A 22537-nucleotide genomic window follows, 5' to 3' on the forward strand; every position below is an offset into this window, starting at 1 on the left:
TTCACCACTGTAACCTGCACTTCATCTCTTTTGTAATATTCACGTACGGATAAGGCAGATAGCAATCCAGCGTAACCCGCACCTAAGATGACGATTTGTTTTGACATAGTTAATCCCCCGTTCTTACTGATTGAAAGTTAATCAAATTATTTTTGGTTTTTACGTTCTGAAGAGACTTCAAGAAAAGCTTGGGCGAAACGGAAAAGCTTTTGTGCTTGCGGGTCTTTCATCATTTTTAACAGACCAAAAAGACCGATCACATCAGTATTCGCTTCTGCACGATCCTTAGCTTCGATGGCATTAGCCGCAAGACCTTTCACTGAACCCACTACAGGTGTAGCGATCTCCGAAATGGCGCTGACCGTATCATTTTTCAAGACATCATCAGTCGCAACCGATTGAGCGAAATCATAAGACTTTGTTAAAATATTCACTAACTCAGTCAGTTTTGGTAACTGCTCAACTAAAGTGTTCAATGATTCCTGAACCTCAGGCTTTAAAAGCTGATCTAGGATATCCAATTGTTCTTGGTTTGCAGAAATATTAAGTGTTTCATGTTCAGGTTTTGTGACTACATCTACCATATCTAATTCCCCTTTAAACTTATTTATTTTGATTTATGTGTTTTCCGCCGATACTACTAATCATACGACTCTAATCTCTTAATTTCAAATATTTCTTTTGTGATACGAATATAATTTTAATAGTTATAATTAAGAGTTATTAGGTGGGTTTGAAGATTTATCTTAATATTCCGAGAAAATATTAAGATTATTCTGATGATAATACCTTTTTTCTCATTTCCTATAATATAGAACACTATAATGTCTATAATTTTTGAATATGCCATGCTTGAATGAGACCCAAGAATATTTTATCTGATTTTGGGTAAATAATATTATCGGAATTGGAGATGATGCCTTTGGTAGAACGCAGGATGTTAAAGATCCGTGGTGAGAATATTGAAATATCCTCTAGGTACAATGAAAAATATAGTAAATGGAATTGTACAGCTAAAATTCCCAATAGTTCCATCATTGCTTATTGTCGTGATAAGAATAAGCTACGTGCTGAGACAGTTTCTATGAGCAGGTTATTAATTACTTATGATGACTATAAAATTATCTGAGTTGTAAAAGGCGCCAACCTTGAAGAGGAAGTGGGCGCCTTTTTTATAGAATAATATTTTTATTTGCGATATCGAGAATATATCTTCGGAAATGGAGATATATCATCGAAAACTCCTGATTTATCTACGAATTATACGATTTATCGATTTTTCGACATAAATAAGCTAACTTTTTATGAAAAGAAACGAAATTGTCAAAAAAAATATCAGAAAATACTGAAAAGAATAGTAAAATTATGTTAATATATTTAAAAAAAGTATTATTTTCTAATAAAAATGAATAATCTATTTTTAAAGGATCTCCATAAATGGAGTGTAGGAGCTGGCCATTTTATAAGCAGCGATTAGCAAGTGAAATAGCCTTATAGAATAAAATTATCAATTAAATGAAATGGAGTCGATACAATGGTTAATATTACCGGATATGGCAAAGCAACACAAGAAGCAGTGAATAATTTTCAGGAATTTGTGGGTTTTGAAATCCCTGCAGATTATCAACAATTTCTCCTTAAGCATAATGGCGGAACAACAGCGGTCCAAAACTGTAAGTTTTATGTAGATGGATTAGACACACTCGTTTGCTTAAATGTACTTTATGGATTAGAACTTCAAGATAAAGAACTGAATTTACAAAAATGGCATGAAGAAAACAGAGATGACTTACATAAGAATTGCATTATAATAGGTAATGATACATGTGCAGGTAAAATCTTGCTGATAAATAACGAAGAGGAAAAGGGAGTTTACTTCTGGGATCAGGGTTGGTATTCGGATCCATCAAGCCAGGATGAAAATATTTATAAAGTTGCATCGAGTTTTAAATCCTTCATTGAGGGATTGAAAATCCCGGAGGAAATCTAATTTTATTGTAATCCCCTTGATTGGCTCATACCATTCAAGGTTTTTTATTGTCATGTTAATGAGGAGAAAAAGATGTATAAAATATTATTGGTTGAAGACGATTCCAAAATAGCTGGTATCTTGGTCAATTACTTAAAAAGGTATGGGTATGAGGTTTTTGAAGTGAAGCAACTGGACCAAGTCTTTGCGGAGTTCCAAGAGATAAAGCCTGATTTAGTTTTATTGGATATTAATCTGCCCTATTATGATGGTTTCCATTGGTGCCGGCTAATAAGGACGGTTTCAAAGATTCCCATCATTTTCATCTCTGCAAGGACAGATGAAATGAACCAAGTCATGGCCATTGAATATGGGGGAGATGATTATTTAACGAAACCGTTTCATTTGGAAGTGGTTCTGGCGAAAATAAAGAGTGTCCTACGTAGGGTTTACGGTGAATATGCGGAAATATCTTCATTCCACCAACAAATAAAGGAAATAGATGGATTATCGCTTTATACGGAAAAAGCGATGATCGAATACCAAGACAATCAGGTAACGTTAACCCAAAATGAGTTGAAATTATTGAGTTGTTTACTACGACAGTACGACACCATTGTCTCGCGTGAAGATTTGCTTGAAGCATTATGGAATGATGATTCATTTGTTGATGACAATACATTGACCGTCAATGTTACAAGGGTTAGGAAAAAACTTGAGGATATCGGCGTCAAGCATGCCATAACAACCAGCAGGGGAAAAGGATATCGGCTAAAAGTAATGCAAGGTGAAGAAAAGTGAAGCTAAAATCCTTTATCAAAGACCGTCTTTATTTTATATTTTATACCGTTCTATTGGTAAGCCTGCTTATTATTGCTTATGCACTAGCCGTTCTGGAAGCGGGTAATCACATATCGGTTTCAAATAACATCTATTTAATTATTCTGGCGTTGTTTATGCTGCTTTTATTTTTAGCGGGCGATTATATAAGGCATTACCGTTTTCTTAGTCATTTAACAAGGATGAAGCAAGAACCGAGCTTATCATTTGAGTATGTCGAAGCCTTTAGGGACCCCCTGTCAAATGAACAAAAGTTGTGGATGGATCTTTTTCAACAAATGAACCACGTAACAATTGGACAATTACAAGAAAAAATCAAACAGAAGGAGCAATATGAACTGTTGATTCATCATTGGGTTCATCAAATGAAGACTCCTGTTTCAGTCATTTCCTTACTGGTTCAAGAAGGCAACAGGACATTTTCGGATGAGCCGATGAAGGCTTATCTAAAAGAGATAGAAGAAGAAAATGATCGATTTCGCAGAGGGCTGGAAATTATATTGCATGGAGCAAGGCTTCAGCGTTTTTCGGAGGATGTAAAATCGGAGCGGGTTGACTTAATTAATTTAGTCAAGCAAGTGATTAACGAGGAAAAGAAACAGTTCATCAAACGGTTCATTTATCCCAGGCTTGAAACGGAGCTTGAGAATGTATATGTGCATTCGGATCGTAAGTGGCTCCACTTCGCCATTAGTCAGGTGGTCTTTAATGCGCTGAAGTATTCAAGGCAGGAAAAGCATGACAGCATAACGTTCAACATTGTTGAAAAAGAGTCGGAGATATTCCTAAGGATAACAGATCAGGGAATTGGAATTGTCCCGCATGATGTAAAGAGAGTGTTTGATCCATTTTTTACTGGAGAGAACGGGCGAGTCCAACAAGAGTCAACTGGAATGGGACTATATCTAGTAAAGCAAATCGTTAACAGACTTGGGCATGGCGTTACGGTTCAATCGACTGTATCCGAAGGGACTACAGTGGAATTTTTCTTTAAGACAAATACCTTACTTGAAAGGTGACAGAATTGTAAGGGTGTTAAACGAATATGTAATAAACTTCGATGGGAGCCTCCCTCTTTATTCATTATACTTACGGTAAGAAAGGGAGGTATTTTCGGATGTCAATTTTAAAAGCGGAACAATTATCCAAAACTTATTTTCAAAAGCAGGGGAATTTATTTCATAAAGCACTACATAATTTCACCATGAATGTACAGAAAGGGGAATTTGTCGGCGTGATGGGTCCATCAGGCAGCGGGAAAACCACTTTGCTTAACTTAATGGCCACGATTGATAAGCCCACAACAGGTAAAGTCATTCTAAATGATCAAAATCCTAATGAATTAAAAAATCAGGACCTTGCATTATTTCGCAGGAGGGAAATTGGATTTGTTTTTCAGGACTTCAACCTTCTTGATACACTTACCGTTCGTGAAAATATCCTCCTTCCTTTAGCGTTAGATCATTATAAACTGAAGGAAATGGAAAATAGGGTAAATCAGTTGGCGAACCTTCTTGGTATTGAAGGAATTTTAGAAAAGCGGACTTTTGAAATTTCCGGAGGTCAGCAGCAACGAACGGCTTGTGCAAGAGCGATGATTCATGAGCCTTCCATTATTTTAGCGGATGAACCTACTGGTAATTTGGATTCCAAATCTGCCAAGCAGGTAATGGATACCCTCACTACTCTTCAGGAGAAAAAGGGGGCAACCATTCTCATGGTCACTCATGACCCGACCGCCGCCAGCTTCTGTGACCGGATTCTATTCATAAAGGATGGTAAGTTCTTTTCGGAGGTTCACAGCGGAGGGGAAAGACAGAGCTTCCATCAAAGGATTTTAGATACGTTAAGCGTTTTGGGAGGAGTCTATCATGAACATCCGACTTCTCGCTAAGAGAAATATCCAAGGAAATGCACAACGTTATCTAGCTTATTTTTTCAGTATTGTCCTTTCGGTCTCAATCTTTTTTATTTACGCATCATTTATCTTTCATCCAGATGTGGTCCATGCGAATATCCCTGGGGGCCAGTTAATTAGTAAAGGACTCATTGCAGCTGAGATAGTGATCATCATATTTTCAGTTTTCTTTATCGCTTATTCGAATGCCGCATTTATACAGCCGCGAAAAAAAGAGTTTGGGCTGCTGACACTGCTTGGAATGTCCAAATCCCAATTAAGAAAACTGATTTACCTCGAGCAAACGATGGTTTCCCTCATATCTATCCTTATAGGAGTGGGGGTGGGGTTTTTGTTCTCAAAGTTATTTTTAATGGCCGTTTCTTGGTTATTGGCTGTAGAGCAACCAATATCCTTTGTCTTTGTCCCTGAGGCCTTTGTTTATACGATTGTCGGTTTCATCTTGCTATTTCAGCTATTATCGCTTCTTTCATTATTCCAGATTGGAAATGCGGAGGTAGTCGATTTATTAAAAGATAAACAAAAACCAAAAAAGGCGCCCCTCGTTTCAAAGTGGTTAATTGCAATATCAGCCGTTTGCTTAAGCATTTCTTATTACTTGGCAGCCACGATGTCGTTGAACAATTCTTATATTCGAGTGATGCCCATTTTATTCTTCGTACTGATCGGCACCTATTTTTTATTCAGCCAAAGCATTGTCGCTCTATGCAGCAGGCTTTATCGGAAGAAGAAAAGCTTATATGGTGGAACGAATTTAATTACGCAAACAAACCTGATATTTAATATTAAGGACTATTCCAGGTTATTCTTTTTGACCTCGATCATTACAGCTGTGATTTTGACAGCTGCAGGAACACTTTTCATGTTCAGTGCAGATTTAAAAAAGCAAGGGATCGATAACATTCCGCAATCAATTGGCTGGGTTGAAAATGACGCTTCCATTTATTCCGTTATTGAACCATCCGCAGTGGAGAAAACATTAAAGGAAGATGGATTCAAGATCCTTTACGAAGTTAATATGACAGGTGTGCCCATTTCCCACATGTTACCCCATATGAGAACGGGAGAATCCAATGAAAATTGGTCATTATTAATCTCGGAAAGTGATTATAACAATGCGGCGGCATTGCGAAAAATTGATCCAGCAAAGCTATCTGGAAAAGAAGCGTTATACATTTTTCCTTATGGAGGACTCGACTATCAATTCGTCCAAAAGGGTGAGCAAAAGGAGCTTTACTATGGTAAACAAACCATACAGGTAACAATGATTGGTCAGCGCAATCAATCGATAGTCGCTCCAATAAAATCAGCAACGACCCTGATGGTGGTCGATGATCAGCTGTATCATGAGATCACTGCTGATGTACCTTTAAAAGAGAAGGTAAGAGTACGAGGGTATGAAGTTAAGGATTGGGAAGAATCAATGGAAACAGCTGCTAAAATCGAAAAAATGTCTAATAATCCTGACCATAATCAATTGCAAACAAGAGCTCCGATTTATCAAGAAATGAAACAGGGAAGCATTTTGATACTTTTTATCGGCTTGTTTGTCAGTTTATTATTCTTTATCGTCCAAGGAAGCATGATGTATCTGCGAGTTTTTACGAATTTAGAAGATAAAAAAATCCAAATTCACGCCCTTCATCGATTGGGCCTGACAAAAAAAGAAATACGGCAAATTTTAAGTGCGGAAATACGGATTCTCTTTTTCGCTCCTTTTCTGATAGGAACGATTCATGCCATAGTCGCCTACGTGGCATTAAGCGATTTATTGGGATCCAATTTGTTTGTCTATTCGGCCCTCGTCATCGCAACGTATTTTCTTTTTCAACTGCTCTATTATCAAGTAACTAAAAAGATGTATGAGCGGGCAGTCATAAATTCGATTAAATAAAAGCTATCATATGTAAATGGAATCAGGGGGTCAGGCTCTGATTCCATTTTTTTATTCAGGAGATCTTCTCATTGAAATGGCGTTTTCATTAATGAGAAATTAGTTAATATGTACTATTGAAAGAGGAGTGATTCGCTATTTTGCACAAATTATATGAATTATGGTGTGATTTTACAGGTGAATCCTCTAGATTCTTGTAATATTTTCATATAAAGGGTAAAATTATTCATTTGAAGCGAAAATATCGAACTCCACATCATTAATTTTTTCCATTTTCACATACAGAATTATACTGATGTGATTTTTTGTATGGAAATAAAATGATTTATTAGAAAATATTAATAGTTAAAGTGGTGTAGATTAAAATATAAAAAGTTAGATGATTAAAAAATGGTGGGTAAACTGTTAATTACTTGATTAATTATAGTATTATATGCCTGGAATTACAGAGAATATTAGATTTTTCTCTATTTCTTTGTCACTTTATATAGTAAACTCAGAATAGGTTCGTTAACTTTTAGCTGCTAGAGATGAGGTAAGTTTAATCCCATGAAAAATAAAAAGTTAAGGGCATTTCTTTATTTGACCATTCTTTTATTGATTGTTTTCATTCTTCTAAATATGTTTTCAACATATTTAAGCATTAAAAATTCTGTACAAAAATCCGTTGCAAATCAAAACTTGGTAGCTGCTAGATCTATCGCCGACTCGATGGATATAGAAGCCTATCAGCGTTTTCTTAATAACCAAGTAAAGAGCCGGGAATATAGGGATATAAAAGCTTACTTAGAGGATGCCCGTGAAAAAATAGGAGCATTATATGTTTATACCATCATGATTGATAATCCGCGAGTATCTAAAGCTATGATTACTGGATTTTCTAAAGATCATAAAGGGGATTTTCCTATTGGTGGTGTATGTACTGTTCCGCCGGAGCAGGTCAAACAGGCGTATGAAGGGAAAAGCTTTATTACCGGGATTCTGGAAGATCCGGAATATGGCGAGTATTTGACAGTGGGAGTGCCAATGAAAAATCAAGATGGCGACATTATTGGTTTTTTGGGCATTGATATGAGCACAGAAGATATTAATGCCATTAACGGCAAGGTATTGAAAAGCAGCATTGCCATTCTTGTTTATAATGGTGGATTTGTTATCATGCTGCTGGTTACCTTTTTTGTCATTCAAAAATGGTATCAAAAGGAACTGACACGTGAAGTGGGGGATACGGAAGATACGTATCAATCGGAATTTCAATCGCTCATTGCTTCAGTCCGCTCATTAAGGCATGATTTCTCCAATCATATACAGGTGATACATGGACTGCTTAAATTAGAGGAAAACGCAAAAGCACTCGAATACTTAACAGGTCTTTCAAAAGAAGTGCATTCGATTGAATCGATGAAATTGGATGTGAGTCATCCGGGCTTATCTGTCCTGTTAGAGACGAAAAGGCTCTCGGCCCAGAATTATAACATCGATATTGAAATCGATGTTTCACCCGAATCCTTCAATCGGATCAAAACAACCGATTTGATAAAATTATTATCAAATGTCATCGACAATGCTATTGAGGCAACAATTGAATTGCCAGAGCAAGAACGCCGAATGAATATTGCATGCAAAGCTGATGATGAAAAGTATACGTTTATGGTAACGAACTCCGGACCAATGATTTCGGAATTAGATTTGGAGAAAATATTCGCCAGCGGATTTTCAACCAAAAAGGCACAAAAGGGCAAAGTTCGCGGACAAGGATTATTCATCGTTAAAGACTTGGTGAACAGATATGATGGAGAGATTCATGTACAATCTTCGGAAAAAGAAACGGCCGTTACGATGATCATACCCGTAAATGGAAAATTGGGCTAAATTGAAAATTGATAAAAAGGCATGATTCCTCATATACAGAAGGAATCATGCCTATTTTATGATTCTATTATCGGGAGTAGAATACCTTGCTGTCAGGAGAAGGGGATTCATTTTCCCCAAGTGCCGCAAATGGAGCTATGCGCTTCAAATGCATTTTCGGTATTTTACACTCTGACTATCTAAGAGTTATAAAGATGAAAAGTTGAATAAAAGTACCTGAATTGGACATAATGGGTAGATGTTTAGCTGCTTTCTTCGAGATTATGATAAGATAGGGAAAAAATCAATTAAGGCAGTGAGATTGTGAAACAACAAAAAGGAAAACTTCTCGTGATCATTGGACCGACTGCTGTTGGGAAGACAAAGATGAGCATTGAGATGGCAAAGTTATTTAATGGTGAAATTATTAGCGGAGACTCCATGCAGGTTTATAAAGGGATGGATATTGGGACTGCAAAAATCAAGAGGGAAGAAACAGAAGGAATTCCTCATTATTTACTTGATATTAAAGACCCGGATGAACCATTTAGTGCGGCAGAGTTCCAAGAGCGAGCTAATGCTTGTATTGAGGATATCCAAAGCAGAGGTAAACTCCCCATTATCGTCGGTGGAACAGGATTATACATACAATCGGTCATTTATGATTATCAATTTTCGGAGGCGCCATCCGACCCTGTTTATAGGGAGGGACTCGAAAAACAGGTAAGGGAGTCAGGGATTGATCCCGTTTTTGAACAATTACGCAGCGTTGACCCGGAAAGCGCGAATCGGATTCATCCCAATAATGTAAGAAGGGTGATCAGGGCACTTGAGATTTTTCATTGTACCGGTAAAACGATGAGTGAACAGCTGAATGAACAGCCTACAGAATTGAAATATGATACGTGCATCATTGGGTTGACAATGGACCGTGAAAAGTTATATCAACGCATCGATCAACGTGTTGATGTCATGGTGGAAGAAGGGCTGATTCAAGAAGTTGAGTCATTTCATGAAAAAGGTTTGAGGGATTGTCAATCAATCCAGGCTATAGGCTATAAAGAAATCTATGATTATTTTGATGGAGTGGCTTCATTGGCTGAAGCGGTTGAGACATTGAAGCAAAACTCCCGTCGTTATGCAAAAAGGCAATTGACCTGGTTTCGGAATAAAATGGATGTAAATTGGTTTGATATGACCGATCTCGAGGGTTTTCCAAAAAAAATACATGAAATATCTGGATTTATAGCAGGAAAGCTTTTCAGTGAAGGCGAATACATAAATTTAGAGAGAAAAGAGGAGGACTAGTTCATGAAACAATCAGTAAATATTCAAGATCAGTTTCTTAATCAATTACGGAAAGATGGTACGTATGTGACGGTATTTTTATTAAACGGGTTCCAGATTAGAGGACAAGTGAAAGGGTTCGATAATTTTACCGTTTTATTTGAGTCCGAGGGCAAACAGCAATTAGTTTATAAACATGCGATTTCTACATTTGCTCCACAACGTAATGTTCAGATTGATTACGAAGTGAAGGAATAATCATATATATGTATGTAAAAAACAGGTTTAGCTTATAGCGACCTGTTTTTTTTTTTTGCATGCAATTCGCTGTTCTTTTTCAAAGAATCGATAATTTTACGTACCTGTTTTGAATATATATTAAGGGACGGATTATTTTCCGGGAAACCGCAGGAAATGACATTCCCCCAAATAAATTGGTGGATGGGAATGGAGATTGTCGTAACATATCCTCAAAGGAAAGAATCCTGTCAAAATAAGTCGCTTTTCAGGAAGGGAATACGGCTTAAAAAATCGAATTTTCCGATGGGTTAGTTGTAACTATCATAAATCGAATGAAAATTTGTGGAATTAGAGTAAGGGTCCAAGATGGAGAGGTGAATGCATTGGAACAACCGATCCGTATGAAAAATAACGGGCAAATCAATATTGTGTTTAATGCGGAAAACAGAAAAGCGCTACAAAAGGAACTGCCGATAAAAGAAATTTTGGTGCAGGAAATCCCCCAACAGCATGTGGCATTGAAAGAGATTGAAGATGAGCTGAAATCGCTGGTCGGGATGGAAGAAATGAAAAAGATGATAAAAGAGATATATGCCTGGATTTACATCAATAAACAACGTGAGGCAAAAGGGCTGAAGACTGGCAGGCAAGCACTGCATATGATGTTTAAAGGAAATCCTGGAACTGGGAAAACGACAGTTGCGCGTTTAATCGGTAAGTTGTTTCAAAAAATGAATGTACTATCGAAAGGGCATTTAATTGAAGCGGAGAGGGCAGATTTGGTCGGGGAATACATTGGTCATACTGCCCAAAAAACAAGGGATTTAATTAAAAAGGCCATTGGCGGAATCTTATTTATTGATGAAGCCTATTCCTTGGGGAGAGGCGGCGAAAAGGATTTTGGCAAAGAAGCCATAGATACCCTTGTCAAGCATATGGAGGATCGGCAGCACGAATTCATTTTGATCCTTGCTGGATATTCGAGGGAAATGGATTATTTCCTCAGTCTTAATCCCGGACTTCATTCCAGATTCCCGCTTGTTATTGATTTTCCGGATTATACAATTGAACAATTAATGGAAATAGCCGATCGGATGCTTCAGGAAAAAGAATATCTAATGAATCGGGATGCGGAAAGGAAATTAAAAGAACATTTAATCATATTGCGTTCATTTCGGGGACCTATTTCATTTTCTAACGGACGTTATATCCGCAATGTACTTGAAAAGTCAATTAGGGCCCAGGCAATGCGGCTTTTATTGGAGGATACATTTGAAAAATCCGATTTACTGACGCTAACCAGCCAAGATTTGGTTTTCGAGGATGATGAAAAAGAATGACATGGAAAAGCCCACCAAGATGGCGGGCTTTTCAAATTTATGTTTTAGGCACCCATTTTTTATTAGGAAGATGCCAATTGTTGGTGTAAGAAAGGACGCGCAATATCGTGATGACGGCAAAGAGCGAATAAAGCTGCCATGACTGGGATAATACACCACTGCCTAAAGCCAAGCCTGCAATGATGGCCCATACTGCGTAGATTTCTTTTCTGAAGACCAATGGCTTTCTTCCGGCCAGTACGTCACGGAGTATCCCGCCGCCGCATCCGGTTAATGCAGCTGATACAATGACGGCGCTTATTGGATGATTAAGTTCCACGGCATACATCGCCCCTTGGATTGCAAAGGCTGAAAGGCCAATGGCATCACTGAAGTTTCCCCATCTATCCCAGTGCTTTGAAAGGTTTGTAGGAAAAACGAAAACGATGGTGATGGATACTAAAGCGATGACAAAATAGAAACTTTGATCCCATAATGCTGAAACGGGGACACCGATCAGCAGATTGCGGATTGCCCCTCCGCCAAAGGCAGTTATTATTCCTAAAATATAAACTCCTAAAATATCATACTCTTCTTCCATGGCGATGATGGTCCCGCTAATAGCGAATGCAATCGTACCTATGAAACTTAATACTTCCCATGTCATATGAATGTCCCTCTATGTCTTTTTGATTTTGATGGTAAAGCCAAATTTGATTTTAGCATGTTATCGGAATTTTTAAAACGGCTAAAAGCTACGTTTTCAGGAAATTTTTATATATTCAATTTTTTTGTTATGATTAACTGAAATCTACCTGAAGGTGGTGCATGTGATTTGGAAGAAGCAATAAAGGAAACGGCCGTTTTGGTTGGGTGTCAAACAACTGAGACTATTGAACGTTTTGAATATTCACTTGATGAACTGGCTTCATTGGCGAAGACGGCGAATGGTGAGGTATTAATGACCATCACCCAGAAAAGGGAAAGCGTCGATCCGGCTACATATATAGGAAAAGGAAAAGTGGAGGAACTTCGGAATCTGGAAGAGGAGCTTGAGCCGGATTTATTTATCTTTAATGATGAACTTTCCCCGAGCCAGATTCGGAACCTTTCGAAGCAATTGGAGGCAAGGATCATTGACCGGACACAGCTAATATTGGATATATTCGCTCAGCGGGCGAGATCCAGGGAAGGGAAGCTGCAGGTCGAACTTGCTCAGCTCCAATATTTATTGCCGCGTTTGGTCGGACAGGGGACGGCAATGTCCAGGCTGGGCGGCGGAATCGGCACCAGGGGACCAGGTGAAACGAAGCTGGAAAGCGACCGCCGCCACATTCGTGGGAAAATAGATGAAATCAAGCAACAATTAAGTGGCATAGTGAAGCATCGCGAACGCTATCGTGACAGAAGGAAGCGTAATAAGACCTTTCAAATAGCCCTTGTGGGATACACGAATGCAGGTAAATCAACACTGTTCAACCGTTTGACGGAGGCGGATTCTTACGAAGAGAACCAGTTATTCGCTACACTTGATCCCATGACACGAAAGGCGATACTTCCTAGCGGATTTACCGTGCTGCTGACGGATACGGTTGGCTTCATTCAAGATTTGCCGACGTCTTTAATAGCCGCATTCCGCTCGACCCTGGAAGAAGTGAAAGAAGCGGATCTATTGCTCCATGTGGTGGATTCGTCAAGTACAGATTACTTTAATCATCAGAAAACGGTGCAGGATTTGCTAAATGACTTAGATGTCCCTTCCATTCCACAGCTAACGTTGTATAATAAGAAAGATAAGGTTCACGCTGATTTTGTCAGATCAGCCAGTCGTGCTTCATTAATGATCAGTGCCTATGAACAATCGGATCTGAATGAAATCATGGAAGAAATTGAAAAGTACGTGATTGAAGAAATGATCCCGTATCATGTTTTCCTGCCATCGAGTGAGGGTAAACTATTATCACAGCTGAAAAATGAAACCATATTGCGCACTCTCTCCTTTAATGAAGAATCGGAAAGATATGAATGCAAAGGTTTTTGTCTAGCTGATCATCCAATAACCGGGCAGCTGGAGAAATATTCATAATAAAGGGGAATTTTGATGTATCAGCAGTTAACAAATGGAGAAGTGTTGAAAAACATTGCCCAGGAAGTGGAAGCAATGATTTCTCCATTACATAAGCAAGTGGACGAACGAATTGAAGAAAATCAATTTCGTGTATTACAAAGTTATCAAGCACATAAAGTGAGTGATTCCCATTTCATCCCGACTACAGGGTATGGATACGATGATATGGGCCGCGATACGCTCGAATTGATATATGCAGATGTTTTTGGTGCGGAAGCTGGATTGGTGCGCCCCCAAATTATATCAGGCACACACGCCATCTCCACTGCTCTTTTCGGCATATTGCGCCCAGGAGATGAATTGTTATACATAACTGGAAAGCCGTATGATACTTTGGAAGAAATCGTCGGTATCCGGGGAACGGGTATCGGATCTTTACGTGATTTTCAGATCAGCTATAAAGCCGTTCCGTTAGCGGAAACTGGAACCGTTGATTTCGAAGCCGTCAAACAAGCCATTCAACCAAACACGAAGATGGTCGGTATACAACGGTCAAAAGGGTATGCTACACGTCCGTCCTTTACGATCGATGAAATAAAGGAAATGATTTCCTTTATCAAAGACATTAACCCGGAAATCGTCGTGTTCGTGGATAATTGTTATGGAGAGTTTGTTGAGACACAAGAACCATGTCATGTCGGAGCGGATTTAATGGCTGGTTCACTCATTAAAAATCCGGGCGGCGGGATAGTGAAAACCGGTGGATACATTGTTGGTAAAAAGGACCTGGTTGAAGCTTGCTCTTATCGGTTAACATCACCTGGAATAGGGGCTGAAGCAGGTGCGTCGCTTTATAGTCTGCAGGAAATGTACCAAGGATTCTTCCTTGCACCGCATGTCGTGGGACAAGCTGTTAAGGGAGCCATGTTCACAGCTGCCTTTTTAGAAAAGCTCGGTATGAATACATCCCCAAAATGGGATGCGAAGCGAACTGACTTGATTCAATCCGTCCAATTCGATGACCGGGATAAGATGGTTGCCTTCTGTCAGGCCATCCAATATGCATCACCAATCAATTCACATGTGACACCATATCCTGCCTATATGCCGGGATATGAGGACGATGTAATCATGGCTGCAGGCACCTTTATACAGGGGGCCAGCATTGAACTGACGGCAGATGGTCCGACAAGGGCTCCATATGTTGCCTACGTTCAAGGCGGATTGACATACGCCCATGTTAAAATAGCTGTATTGACTGCTGTGAATGCGCTAATGGACAAAAAACTGATTCAATTGTAAATGAATTTAAATTAAGTATGTAATGGGAATCCAGATACAATTGGATTCCAGTAAAAACAATAGTCAAAATATTTGTGTAGTAACAAATCATTTAATTTTTCTGAAAAAATTCACGTTATAAAATGTAACATCATATTGACAAGTTTAATAACATGATATAAGATTACTTTAAGATAAACAAAAGGAGGATGCTAAGAATGAGCGGCAACAACATTCGGCGTTCGATGCCTCTTTTTTCCATCGGAATCGTCATGCAGTTAACTGAGTTGTCTGCACGCCAAATTCGGTATTACGAAGAGCATCAACTTATTACTCCTATGAGAACAGATGGAAATCGTCGGGTTTTTTCATTAAATGATATAGATCGGCTGCTTGAGATTAAAGATTTAATCGAACAAGGAGTCAATCTGGCCGGCATTAAAAAGATTTTCACTGTAAAGGAACAGAATTTACCTAAAACTCAAGAATTAGAACAAGCGGAAAAAATAAGGCATGACCTTAGTGACGAGGAGCTTCGCAAGCTTCTGCGTTCCGAGCTTTTACAAGGAAGCAAGCATCGAACATCTCTAAGACAAGGGGATATGTCCCGTTTTTTCCAATAAAAAATATGATTTATGAATTATTAGGGGGAATAGAAATTGGCAAAGTTCACACGTGAAGACATCACTCGTTTAGCGAAAGAAGAAAATGTTAAGTACATCCGTTTACAGTTTACTGACATTTTAGGGACAATTAAAAACGTTGAAATCCCAGTCAGTCAATTAGAAAAAGCACTTGATAATAAAATGATGTTTGACGGATCTTCCATTGAAGGCTTCGTTCGTATTGAAGAGTCTGATATGTACCTATATCCTGATTTAAACACATGGGTTATCTTCCCTTGGACTTCCGAAAAAGGTAAAGTGGCACGTTTGATCTGTGATATTTACAATACAGATGGAACACCTTTTGATGGAGATCCACGTGCTAACCTAAAACGTGTTCTTGCAGAAGCAAGAGAAATGGGCTTCACAGATTTCAATCTTGGACCTGAACCTGAATTCTTCCTATTCAAACTGGATGCAAACGGAGAGCCGACTCTGGAATTGAACGATAAAGGCGGATACTTTGACCTTGCGCCTACTGACCTAGGAGAAAACTGCCGTCGTGATATCGTTCTTGAGCTTGAAGAAATGGGATTTGAAATCGAAGCATCCCACCATGAAGTAGCTCCAGGACAACATGAAATTGACTTTAAATATGCAGATGCAATCTCAGCTTGTGATAACATCCAAACATTTAAATTGGTTGTTAAGACGATTGCCCGCAAACATGGTTTACACGCGACATTCATGCCAAAACCATTGTTCGGTGTTAACGGATCTGGTATGCACTGTAACGTTTCTTTATTCAAAGGCAACGAAAACGCATTTTATGATAAAGAAGGTAAATTGGAATTAAGCAAAACAGCTGAGCAATTTATCGCAGGTATCATTAAGCATGCTCCAAGCTTCACTGCGGTAACAAACCCAACTGTTAACTCATACAAACGTCTAGTTCCTGGTTACGAAGCTCCTTGTTATGTTGCATGGTCCGCTAAAAACCGTAGCCCATTAATCCGTATCCCAGCATCACGCGGAGTGAGTACTCGCGTAGAGGTACGTAGTGTCGATCCAGCAGCAAACCCATATTTGGCACTTGCAGTTCTACTAAAAGCTGGTCTTGACGGTATCAAGAACGACTTGACTCCACCGGCTCCAGTCGACCGCAACATCTATGTTATGAATAAAGAAGAGCGTGAAGAAGTAGGTATCGTTGATCTACCAGCTACTTTATATGCTGCATTGGAAACATTAAAATCTGATGAAGTCATCAAAGAAGCATTAGGTGAACATTTACTTGAACACTTCGTTGAAGCAAAAGAAATCGAGTGGGATATGTTCCGTACACAAGTTCACCCATGGGAACGCGAACAATATATGTCAATGTATTAATAGCTTTAAAGCCTTGGTATTACTGAGTTTATCAGTTGCCAAGGCTTTTTTTATTTTTATAAAATGAAAGGGAACGGGCTGGCTGACCACATTTTGACCACATTTCAAACTATTTCATATTCAACTGGGCATAATCCATGTAATTTGAATATCCGTCCACACTTTTTTCTTCGAGTTTTTTTGACACGTGAGCATAGACATCTGCTGTTGTTTGAATGGATTTATGTCCTAAACGTTCCTGCACATCTTTTAAACTGGCTCCAGATTCAAGAAGTAAAACGGCGTGGGTATGTCGTAAACCGTGGATGGTTATATGTTTTGTAATTCCTGCTTTTCTACAGATGCGATTAAATGCTCTGTGTAAGGTGGATTTTGAATAGGGGAGGCCATTCCCTCGTTCGAAAACAAGAGTTGTTTCTCTATGATATCTATCTGCCAATTTCAACCTTATTTCCTTTTGCTTAAAGACATGACGTGTTAACAGGGCGGCAAGGCTTTCATCGATTAAAATTTTTCTATACGATGTTTCAGTTTTAGGTGGTCCAAACATTTTATCAATATCCAATGCATCATAATTTAAAGTTTTGTATACTTTAATTTTATTTTCGGTAAAGTCTAAATCGAGAATCTGGAGAGCTAAAGCTTCGCCTTTTCTTAAACCAGTATCGATTAGTGTTTTAAATAAAATAAAATAGTTCCAATTTTCTTTTAGAGCAGCATCTAAAAATCTAAACACTTCATCTTTGCTTAGATACTCTAAATCTTCATCTTCTTTTATCTGGTTTATTGCCTTATTAGGGATAGTCACTCCAGAACAAGGGTTTTTAGATAACATTTCAAGAGAAACTGCTTTATTTATCGCATTGGAAAGAGTAGTGTGGATGATTTCTACTGTTCTTTTACTTTTTTCTTGATCAGCGAGTTTATTAATGATTTTTTGATAATGTGTTGGGGTTAAATCTTTTATCTTCATATGACCAATTAACGGAAGGATTTTTTTTTGGACATTACGCTCATGAAGCTTATAAGTATTTTCTTTCACTGCGTTTTTTTTGTAAGTGGCTAACCAATCAGGTAAGTAGTCATTAAAAAGAATATCTTTGTTATAAGCTTGTCCATTATAAATTCTAATTTCTTTAAGAGCTTCTTCTACCTTAAAAGAAGCTTCCTTTTTTGTGTCCGCACGCCGAGTAATTTGAGTTCTTTTGCCAGTAGCTGGATTAAGAGGGCCTTCTTCAGTACACTTCCATTTATAGCCCTGTTTATTTTTAGCAGGGACTTTTTGAAAGTAAGCCATAATAATTCACATCCTTTAATTTTTAAGTAATCATTGCCTAAGAATTAGAACGTATACACTTTTGAATTCTCAGCAACCAAATGAGAAGTGTAAATTTGACTGTGATATCGCTCAAATCTTTGTGCAGCAAATTCATTTGTGACATTAAACGTATTAGCTAAATAATAAATTGCTTGATTACAATGGTAAGGCATTTCCAGTTTTAAAAGCATGAAAGTAGGAATGCAAAAATGGTAAGCAAAATAATTTGCCTGATTTTCCTGTAATTCTAAAAACGGTTTAGGCATAAAGATTTGATTTCCATCGTGTCTGAGAACATGGCATAACTCATGGGCAAAATCCTGCCACTGCTCCTGGGAAGATAACCGATCCTCAATAATGATTTCACCATCATAATTCCTGCTAGACATTTCCGCGAAAGAAACCACAAGTCCTAAACGTGCTGCAACATCTAAAAAATCTAGTTGGTGAGCATGAAAGATGTCAATGGAGTAGTAAAAATCTTTAATCCAGTCCTCTAACAATGAAGTGGTGTATTGCATATTTATCTCTCCTTTCTTACAGAATATACGTTCTAATTTCAGTTAAAAGAAAAGCCCGACTGGGCATGTTCTTTTTAAGATATAGTTTGAAATTCTTTTTGTAATTGTAGTGATTTCCTATAGTCCTCAGCTTCTGCTAATTTAGTGAATACTACAGTCTTGTTGTGATTTTTCTTAACGACGTCCTCAATATCATCTAATTCCACTTTGAAAAACTCTTTACGTTCGTTAACTTTGTTAACTTTTTTATCAGCAAATGCTTTGTGTAATGCATTTTCAAGACTTGGTGCATCTTCACTAAAAATCATTCCATGAACATCAAAAGTGAAAGGGACTGAAGCATCGCCTAATTCTTTAACACGATCCATAGGCTCTAATCGTCTAGTCATACCAATTTTAAAGACATTTTCACCAAAAGATCCGATATTAGAAATAATATAAACATATCCTGCTCTAGTATGTTGAACACGGTATAACACATCTTCTTTATTCTTCTTAGTTTCCTCAAGCTGTGTTTCTAGTTCTTTAAGTTTAGCAAGTAATTTTGCTTGTTTGTTTTCATTTGTTTCTGTTAGTTGTTGCTTCAATGTTTCAATAGCTTGTTCAAAGTGCTTTTCTTCTTTTTCAACTTTTTCTTTAGCCTTTTCTAGTTCTTTCAAAGCTTTAGCTTCTTCTCGCATTTGTTCTTTGATAGCCAATTGTTCTTCTTTTTCTTCTTGCTTTTTCTGTTCGTATTCAAACTTCAAATAAAGTTCTGCTATTTTTAAGTTTAAGTATTGCTTTGTAATGGAAACATTCTGCATATCAGTAAGTTTATTAAGATCTTCATATACTTTGTTGATACGCTTTTCACTAGACTCAAGATTATTAAATTTAACTTTTAAGATAACATTGTCACATTCGTTATTAAAAGCTCTTATGGTTAATTTAATTGTGTCTAGAATAAACTCTCGCCCTTTTTTGGAATCGGAACCAATGGTCCATTCTAAACTATGGTCTGTTGCTCTTTTATCTTTGACAAGTTGCTTTTGTTCATTTCTAATTTCATTCAGTTTTCCTTGATACGCTTCAGAAGATTCAAAGTTATACTTTGATTCAAAGAATCCAAAAGACTGCATTAGAAGTTCTTCATTTAATTCAATAATATTGTCTTGTAGTTTCATTATTTCATTTACTATTTCTTGCTTCTTTGTGGTTAAATCATCGATTTCAATTGTAATTCGTTGTTTCGATTCACTAATATCGACTATAGATGTAATATCATCTAGTTTTTTAACAAGGTTTTCCTTTTCTTTTTCCAAATTGCTAATTGTTTCTCTAATTTGTATTTTAGTTATGTTTAAATCTGTAAGTGGTTTAAATTCTTCCAATTCAATTGCGATTTTTTCTTTAGTGCTGTTGAGTATATGGCATTCATCTGATAATCTCTTAAGCTCATCTCTAGTGTTTGCTATTTTATCAAACTCGTTGTCTTTCCAATACCTGTGTGCTTTTTTTAATTCATTATTACGTTGAATGATCAATATAATGGCTGGTACTAGAGGTAGGATGAAAAACCATCCAGCAAATAAAAGTCCAATAAACCATGATGAGTGATACCATTTTTCTTTATACAACGTTAAACCCTCCTGAAATTAATAGTAAAAAAATTTGCAACTAAACAAATGAAACATTTTAAATATAGTAAAAAAGAAATGAGTAAAAATCACTATGTTGAGAGTTTTATTTAGAACACCCCATAAGAGTCTTGGGTGCCCAAATTATTACTAATTTTTATCTCTCTCTTTAATGAACTCCCAAAATCGAATTAATTCTTCAATTTTTTCCTCTGGAGCATCTTTCAGATCCTTAAAGAATATTTGTGTTCTGGGATTTAAAAATTCCTTCCACATTTCATCAGGTGAATTGCTATTTTCATTTCCTGTGATAATGTAGTCGATTGTAACGTCATATAAATCCGCAAGTTTTTTTAAAGTCGTATAATCTGGTTGCCTTTTAGCTGACTCATAGCTGGATAGAGTATTATTTTTAACCCCAATTTTTTCTGCTGCAAATTTTTGAGTAAGTCCAGACCTTTCACGCAACCATTTCAATCTATCGCCAAAGTCCATGAGTAACCCTACTTCCTTTTTTACTATAACCATTTTATCACCATTTCTCTATTTGAGAAAATATATTCACGAATTGAGAATTAATTACTTTACATTCACAATACGAGATTATATACTTTAAAATATATAAGGTTCACGAAATGAGAAGTTAGGCGGTGAAACAAATTGAAAGAAGATCTAGGTATTCGTATTAAAGAATTGCGTATTAAACAGGGCCTGACGCAAGTTGATTTTGCTAAGAGGATTGGTTACAAACATCCTTCAATCATCAGTGAGATTGAGTCTGGTAAGAAAGGGTTAAGTGCTAATAAGTTACCTTTAGTTGCCAATGTTTTAGGAGTAGATATAAATTCGCTTTTTTTTACTCAAGTAGTTCACATAACGAGAACTAATGTAAATTCTGCATAAGGAATCCATTGCAGAACCTAAATTCAACTATGATCAATAAGAACATCGACAAACTTTAAAGAAGGGAGCACTAATATGATACAAGTAAATCTTGATTTTGCCGATGATAATTTTCGAGAAATGTTAAGGCAAGAAATCAAAAATGCTTTGGCTGATGTGATTCAACAAAATCAATTGTTTAATGACTCTGGTGCACTAAGGCGACATCAAAAAAAGTGAAACATGCCTAGTCTATGAAATCAAAGATGATATGAAAGAAGCTGCCGAGCTATTTAAAAAACTGTATCGACAAAAACCAGTTTGGCGCATTTTGTATTACTGTTCACCTTCATCTTAACAAGTATGGCCAAGGCGGAGTATTCCAATTTGGCATATAAAGGTGGTGAAAATAATGAAGTTCGGATCTGTTCTGCAAGCATGTAGGGAGCGGGCCGGCCTATCACAAGAAGAGTTAGCTCACCAACTGAGCAGGTCCCAGTCCTGTATTTCAAAATTTGAGAAAGACCGAAAAGTTCCTGACATAGGGACGTTCATGCAATGGGTTCAAATAACTAATGCCCCTGAAGTGGCAGTAGCTTTCCTTTATGGTATGGACGGCATAAATATCATTCATCAACTATTACCGATGATCGGGGGATTGATTTTTTAAATAACTATCCATGTTTTATGAAAAATGATTGGAGGAAGTAAAATGAAGATTATCGCAGGAGTATGGTTGAAATTGTCTCTAATCCAGAAACAAGATCTATTAAAAAACCACATAAAAAAAGAGCAGTGAGCTACCGACTCAACTACTCAATATTTCGATATTTTTATTTTAACAGATTATAAATGGAGCCGCAAACATTCGTTCTTTATTTAGCAATTTAAAATCGTTATCAACAACAATTTTTGAAATAGGAGGCGAGTTGATGGCCAGACCTAAAAAAGAAGGTTTAGATTATTTTCCATTGGATGTTGATATGGACCAAGACGATAAAATCGCTTTGATTGAAGCAAAACATGGTGTAACTGGATTTGGAATTACACTGAAACTTCTCATGAAAATCTATAAAGAGGGGTACTTTTATCGATGGACTGAAAGAGAACAATTACTCTTTTCAAGCCGAATAAATGTCAACATTAACACGGTTCTAGAGATAGTTATTGATTGCATTAACTGGGGACTATTTGATCGAGAAATATTTGATAAATATGAGGTTTTAACATCAAAGGGGATACAATCACGGTATATAGAGGCGATTGTTCGCAGGAAGTCTGTTACTCTACACGAAGAATTTTTGCTTATAGATTATAGAGAACATATTGGCTCTAGTAAAATCTCCATTTCTCTAGTTAATGCAGACAATAAAGACGTAAATGTCTGCATTAAGGCTACATCAACCCTAGTAAATGGTGACATTAATCCCCAAAGGAAAGTAAAGGAAAGGAAAGTAAAGGAAAGTAATAAAAACAATATTCCCGAACAAATTGAAAATTTGCGTCTCAGGTATTCCAATCATCTTAAAGATTATTGAT

Annotated in this window: 23 protein-coding genes; 17 read left to right on the forward strand and 6 right to left on the reverse strand. The window is 37.2% G+C overall.

Translation table 11 applies throughout. The annotated features are described in order from the left end of the window. Nucleotides 1-146 precede the first annotated feature (146 nt). A complete protein-coding gene (locus ACYP5M_RS00005) occupies nt 147-584 on the reverse strand; it encodes a helical membrane plugin domain-containing protein (RefSeq protein WP_101226037.1) in 438 nt (145 codons plus the stop codon). Between the two features lie 950 nt (nt 585-1534). On the opposite strand from ACYP5M_RS00005, the gene ACYP5M_RS00010 reads away from it, so the two are divergent. The 9 genes from ACYP5M_RS00010 (at nt 1535) to spoVK (ending at nt 11339) form a co-directional block, all read left to right on the forward strand. Further along, a complete protein-coding gene (locus tag ACYP5M_RS00010) occupies nt 1535-1990 on the forward strand; it encodes an SMI1/KNR4 family protein (protein WP_101226038.1) in 456 nt (151 codons plus the stop codon). A gap of 72 nt (nt 1991-2062) precedes the next feature. Next, nucleotides 2063-2770 carry a response regulator transcription factor gene (locus ACYP5M_RS00015; RefSeq protein WP_434169114.1) on the forward strand — a complete coding sequence of 236 codons (708 nt, stop codon included), beginning with the start codon at nt 2063-2065 and terminating at the stop codon, nt 2768-2770. Next, on the forward strand, nt 2767-3828 hold the full coding sequence (locus ACYP5M_RS00020; RefSeq protein ID WP_459734424.1) for a sensor histidine kinase: 1062 nt from the start codon (nt 2767-2769) through the stop codon (nt 3826-3828). The genes ACYP5M_RS00015 and ACYP5M_RS00020 overlap by 4 nt, the downstream gene beginning before the upstream one ends. A 98-nt stretch (nt 3829-3926) precedes the next feature. Beyond that, nucleotides 3927-4703, forward strand: a complete 777-nt coding sequence (locus ACYP5M_RS00025) for an ABC transporter ATP-binding protein (RefSeq protein WP_434169116.1) — start codon at nt 3927-3929, stop codon at nt 4701-4703. Next, on the forward strand, nt 4681-6621 hold the full coding sequence (locus ACYP5M_RS00030; protein ID WP_434169117.1) for an FtsX-like permease family protein: 1941 nt from the start codon (nt 4681-4683) through the stop codon (nt 6619-6621). The genes ACYP5M_RS00025 and ACYP5M_RS00030 overlap by 23 nt, the downstream gene beginning before the upstream one ends. A gap of 549 nt (nt 6622-7170) precedes the next feature. Further along, the gene (locus tag ACYP5M_RS00035) at nt 7171-8493 is read left to right on the forward strand and encodes a sensor histidine kinase (RefSeq protein WP_452445507.1); all 1323 of its coding nucleotides are present in this window, start codon (nt 7171-7173) and stop codon (nt 8491-8493) included. A 366-nt stretch (nt 8494-8859) separates the two neighbouring features. Next, the gene (gene miaA, locus ACYP5M_RS00040) at nt 8860-9780 is read left to right on the forward strand and encodes a tRNA (adenosine(37)-N6)-dimethylallyltransferase MiaA (protein ID WP_434169640.1); all 921 of its coding nucleotides are present in this window, start codon (nt 8860-8862) and stop codon (nt 9778-9780) included. Between the two features lie 3 nt (nt 9781-9783). Continuing rightward, nucleotides 9784-10017 (forward strand): RNA chaperone Hfq, encoded by a 234-nt coding sequence (hfq, locus tag ACYP5M_RS00045; RefSeq protein WP_034313436.1) that lies wholly within the window; start codon nt 9784-9786, stop codon nt 10015-10017. Between the two features lie 365 nt (nt 10018-10382). Further along, complete coding sequence (spoVK, locus tag ACYP5M_RS00050; RefSeq protein WP_101226045.1) at nt 10383-11339, forward strand: stage V sporulation protein K; 957 nt, start codon at nt 10383-10385, stop codon at nt 11337-11339. A gap of 37 nt (nt 11340-11376) precedes the next feature. On the opposite strand, the gene ACYP5M_RS00055 is transcribed toward spoVK, so the two are convergent. Then, entirely contained in the window at nt 11377-11985 is a 609-nt protein-coding gene (locus ACYP5M_RS00055) for a trimeric intracellular cation channel family protein (protein ID WP_101226046.1), read from the reverse strand. 168 nt (nt 11986-12153) lie between these two features. Here ACYP5M_RS00055 and hflX point away from each other — a divergent pair, with 168 nt between their 5' ends. The 4 genes from hflX (at nt 12154) to glnA (ending at nt 16661) form a co-directional block, all read left to right on the forward strand. After that, nucleotides 12154-13404, forward strand: a complete 1251-nt coding sequence (hflX, locus tag ACYP5M_RS00060; RefSeq protein ID WP_101226047.1) for a GTPase HflX — start codon at nt 12154-12156, stop codon at nt 13402-13404. 15 nt (nt 13405-13419) lie between these two features. Beyond that, nucleotides 13420-14688 carry a methionine gamma-lyase family protein gene (locus ACYP5M_RS00065; RefSeq protein ID WP_260357147.1) on the forward strand — a complete coding sequence of 423 codons (1269 nt, stop codon included), beginning with the start codon at nt 13420-13422 and terminating at the stop codon, nt 14686-14688. Nucleotides 14689-14885: 197 nt separating this feature from the next. Next, nucleotides 14886-15290: a MerR family transcriptional regulator gene (locus ACYP5M_RS00070; protein ID WP_101226049.1), complete on the forward strand. Its 405-nt coding sequence runs from the start codon at nt 14886-14888 to the stop codon at nt 15288-15290. Nucleotides 15291-15326: 36 nt separating this feature from the next. Next, on the forward strand, nt 15327-16661 hold the full coding sequence (gene glnA / locus ACYP5M_RS00075; RefSeq protein WP_434169119.1) for a type I glutamate--ammonia ligase: 1335 nt from the start codon (nt 15327-15329) through the stop codon (nt 16659-16661). A gap of 109 nt (nt 16662-16770) precedes the next feature. On the opposite strand, the gene ACYP5M_RS00080 is transcribed toward glnA, so the two are convergent. From ACYP5M_RS00080 to ACYP5M_RS00095, 4 genes are all read right to left on the reverse strand, one after another. Next, nucleotides 16771-17958 (reverse strand): tyrosine-type recombinase/integrase, encoded by a 1188-nt coding sequence (locus tag ACYP5M_RS00080; protein ID WP_459734425.1) that lies wholly within the window; start codon nt 17956-17958, stop codon nt 16771-16773. Between the two features lie 44 nt (nt 17959-18002). Beyond that, nucleotides 18003-18500 (reverse strand): ImmA/IrrE family metallo-endopeptidase, encoded by a 498-nt coding sequence (locus ACYP5M_RS00085; RefSeq protein WP_459734426.1) that lies wholly within the window; start codon nt 18498-18500, stop codon nt 18003-18005. Nucleotides 18501-18574: 74 nt separating this feature from the next. Next, nucleotides 18575-20116 (reverse strand): DUF4041 domain-containing protein, encoded by a 1542-nt coding sequence (locus ACYP5M_RS00090; RefSeq protein WP_459734427.1) that lies wholly within the window; start codon nt 20114-20116, stop codon nt 18575-18577. A 150-nt stretch (nt 20117-20266) separates the two neighbouring features. After that, nucleotides 20267-20644: a helix-turn-helix domain-containing protein gene (locus tag ACYP5M_RS00095; RefSeq protein ID WP_459734428.1), complete on the reverse strand. Its 378-nt coding sequence runs from the start codon at nt 20642-20644 to the stop codon at nt 20267-20269. A 132-nt stretch (nt 20645-20776) separates the two neighbouring features. On the opposite strand from ACYP5M_RS00095, the gene ACYP5M_RS00100 reads away from it, so the two are divergent. The 4 genes from ACYP5M_RS00100 (at nt 20777) to ACYP5M_RS00115 (ending at nt 22536) form a co-directional block, all read left to right on the forward strand. Beyond that, on the forward strand, nt 20777-21019 hold the full coding sequence (locus ACYP5M_RS00100) for a helix-turn-helix domain-containing protein (RefSeq protein WP_459734429.1): 243 nt from the start codon (nt 20777-20779) through the stop codon (nt 21017-21019). A gap of 75 nt (nt 21020-21094) precedes the next feature. Then, nucleotides 21095-21238 (forward strand): hypothetical protein, encoded by a 144-nt coding sequence (locus tag ACYP5M_RS00105; protein ID WP_459734430.1) that lies wholly within the window; start codon nt 21095-21097, stop codon nt 21236-21238. Between the two features lie 172 nt (nt 21239-21410). Continuing rightward, on the forward strand, nt 21411-21668 hold the full coding sequence (locus tag ACYP5M_RS00110; RefSeq protein WP_459734431.1) for a helix-turn-helix domain-containing protein: 258 nt from the start codon (nt 21411-21413) through the stop codon (nt 21666-21668). Nucleotides 21669-21930: 262 nt separating this feature from the next. Further along, nucleotides 21931-22536 carry a DUF4373 domain-containing protein gene (locus ACYP5M_RS00115; RefSeq protein WP_459734432.1) on the forward strand — a complete coding sequence of 202 codons (606 nt, stop codon included), beginning with the start codon at nt 21931-21933 and terminating at the stop codon, nt 22534-22536. Nucleotide 22537 lies beyond the last annotated feature (1 nt).

The sequence above is a fragment of the Peribacillus sp. N1 genome (assembly GCF_054600815.1).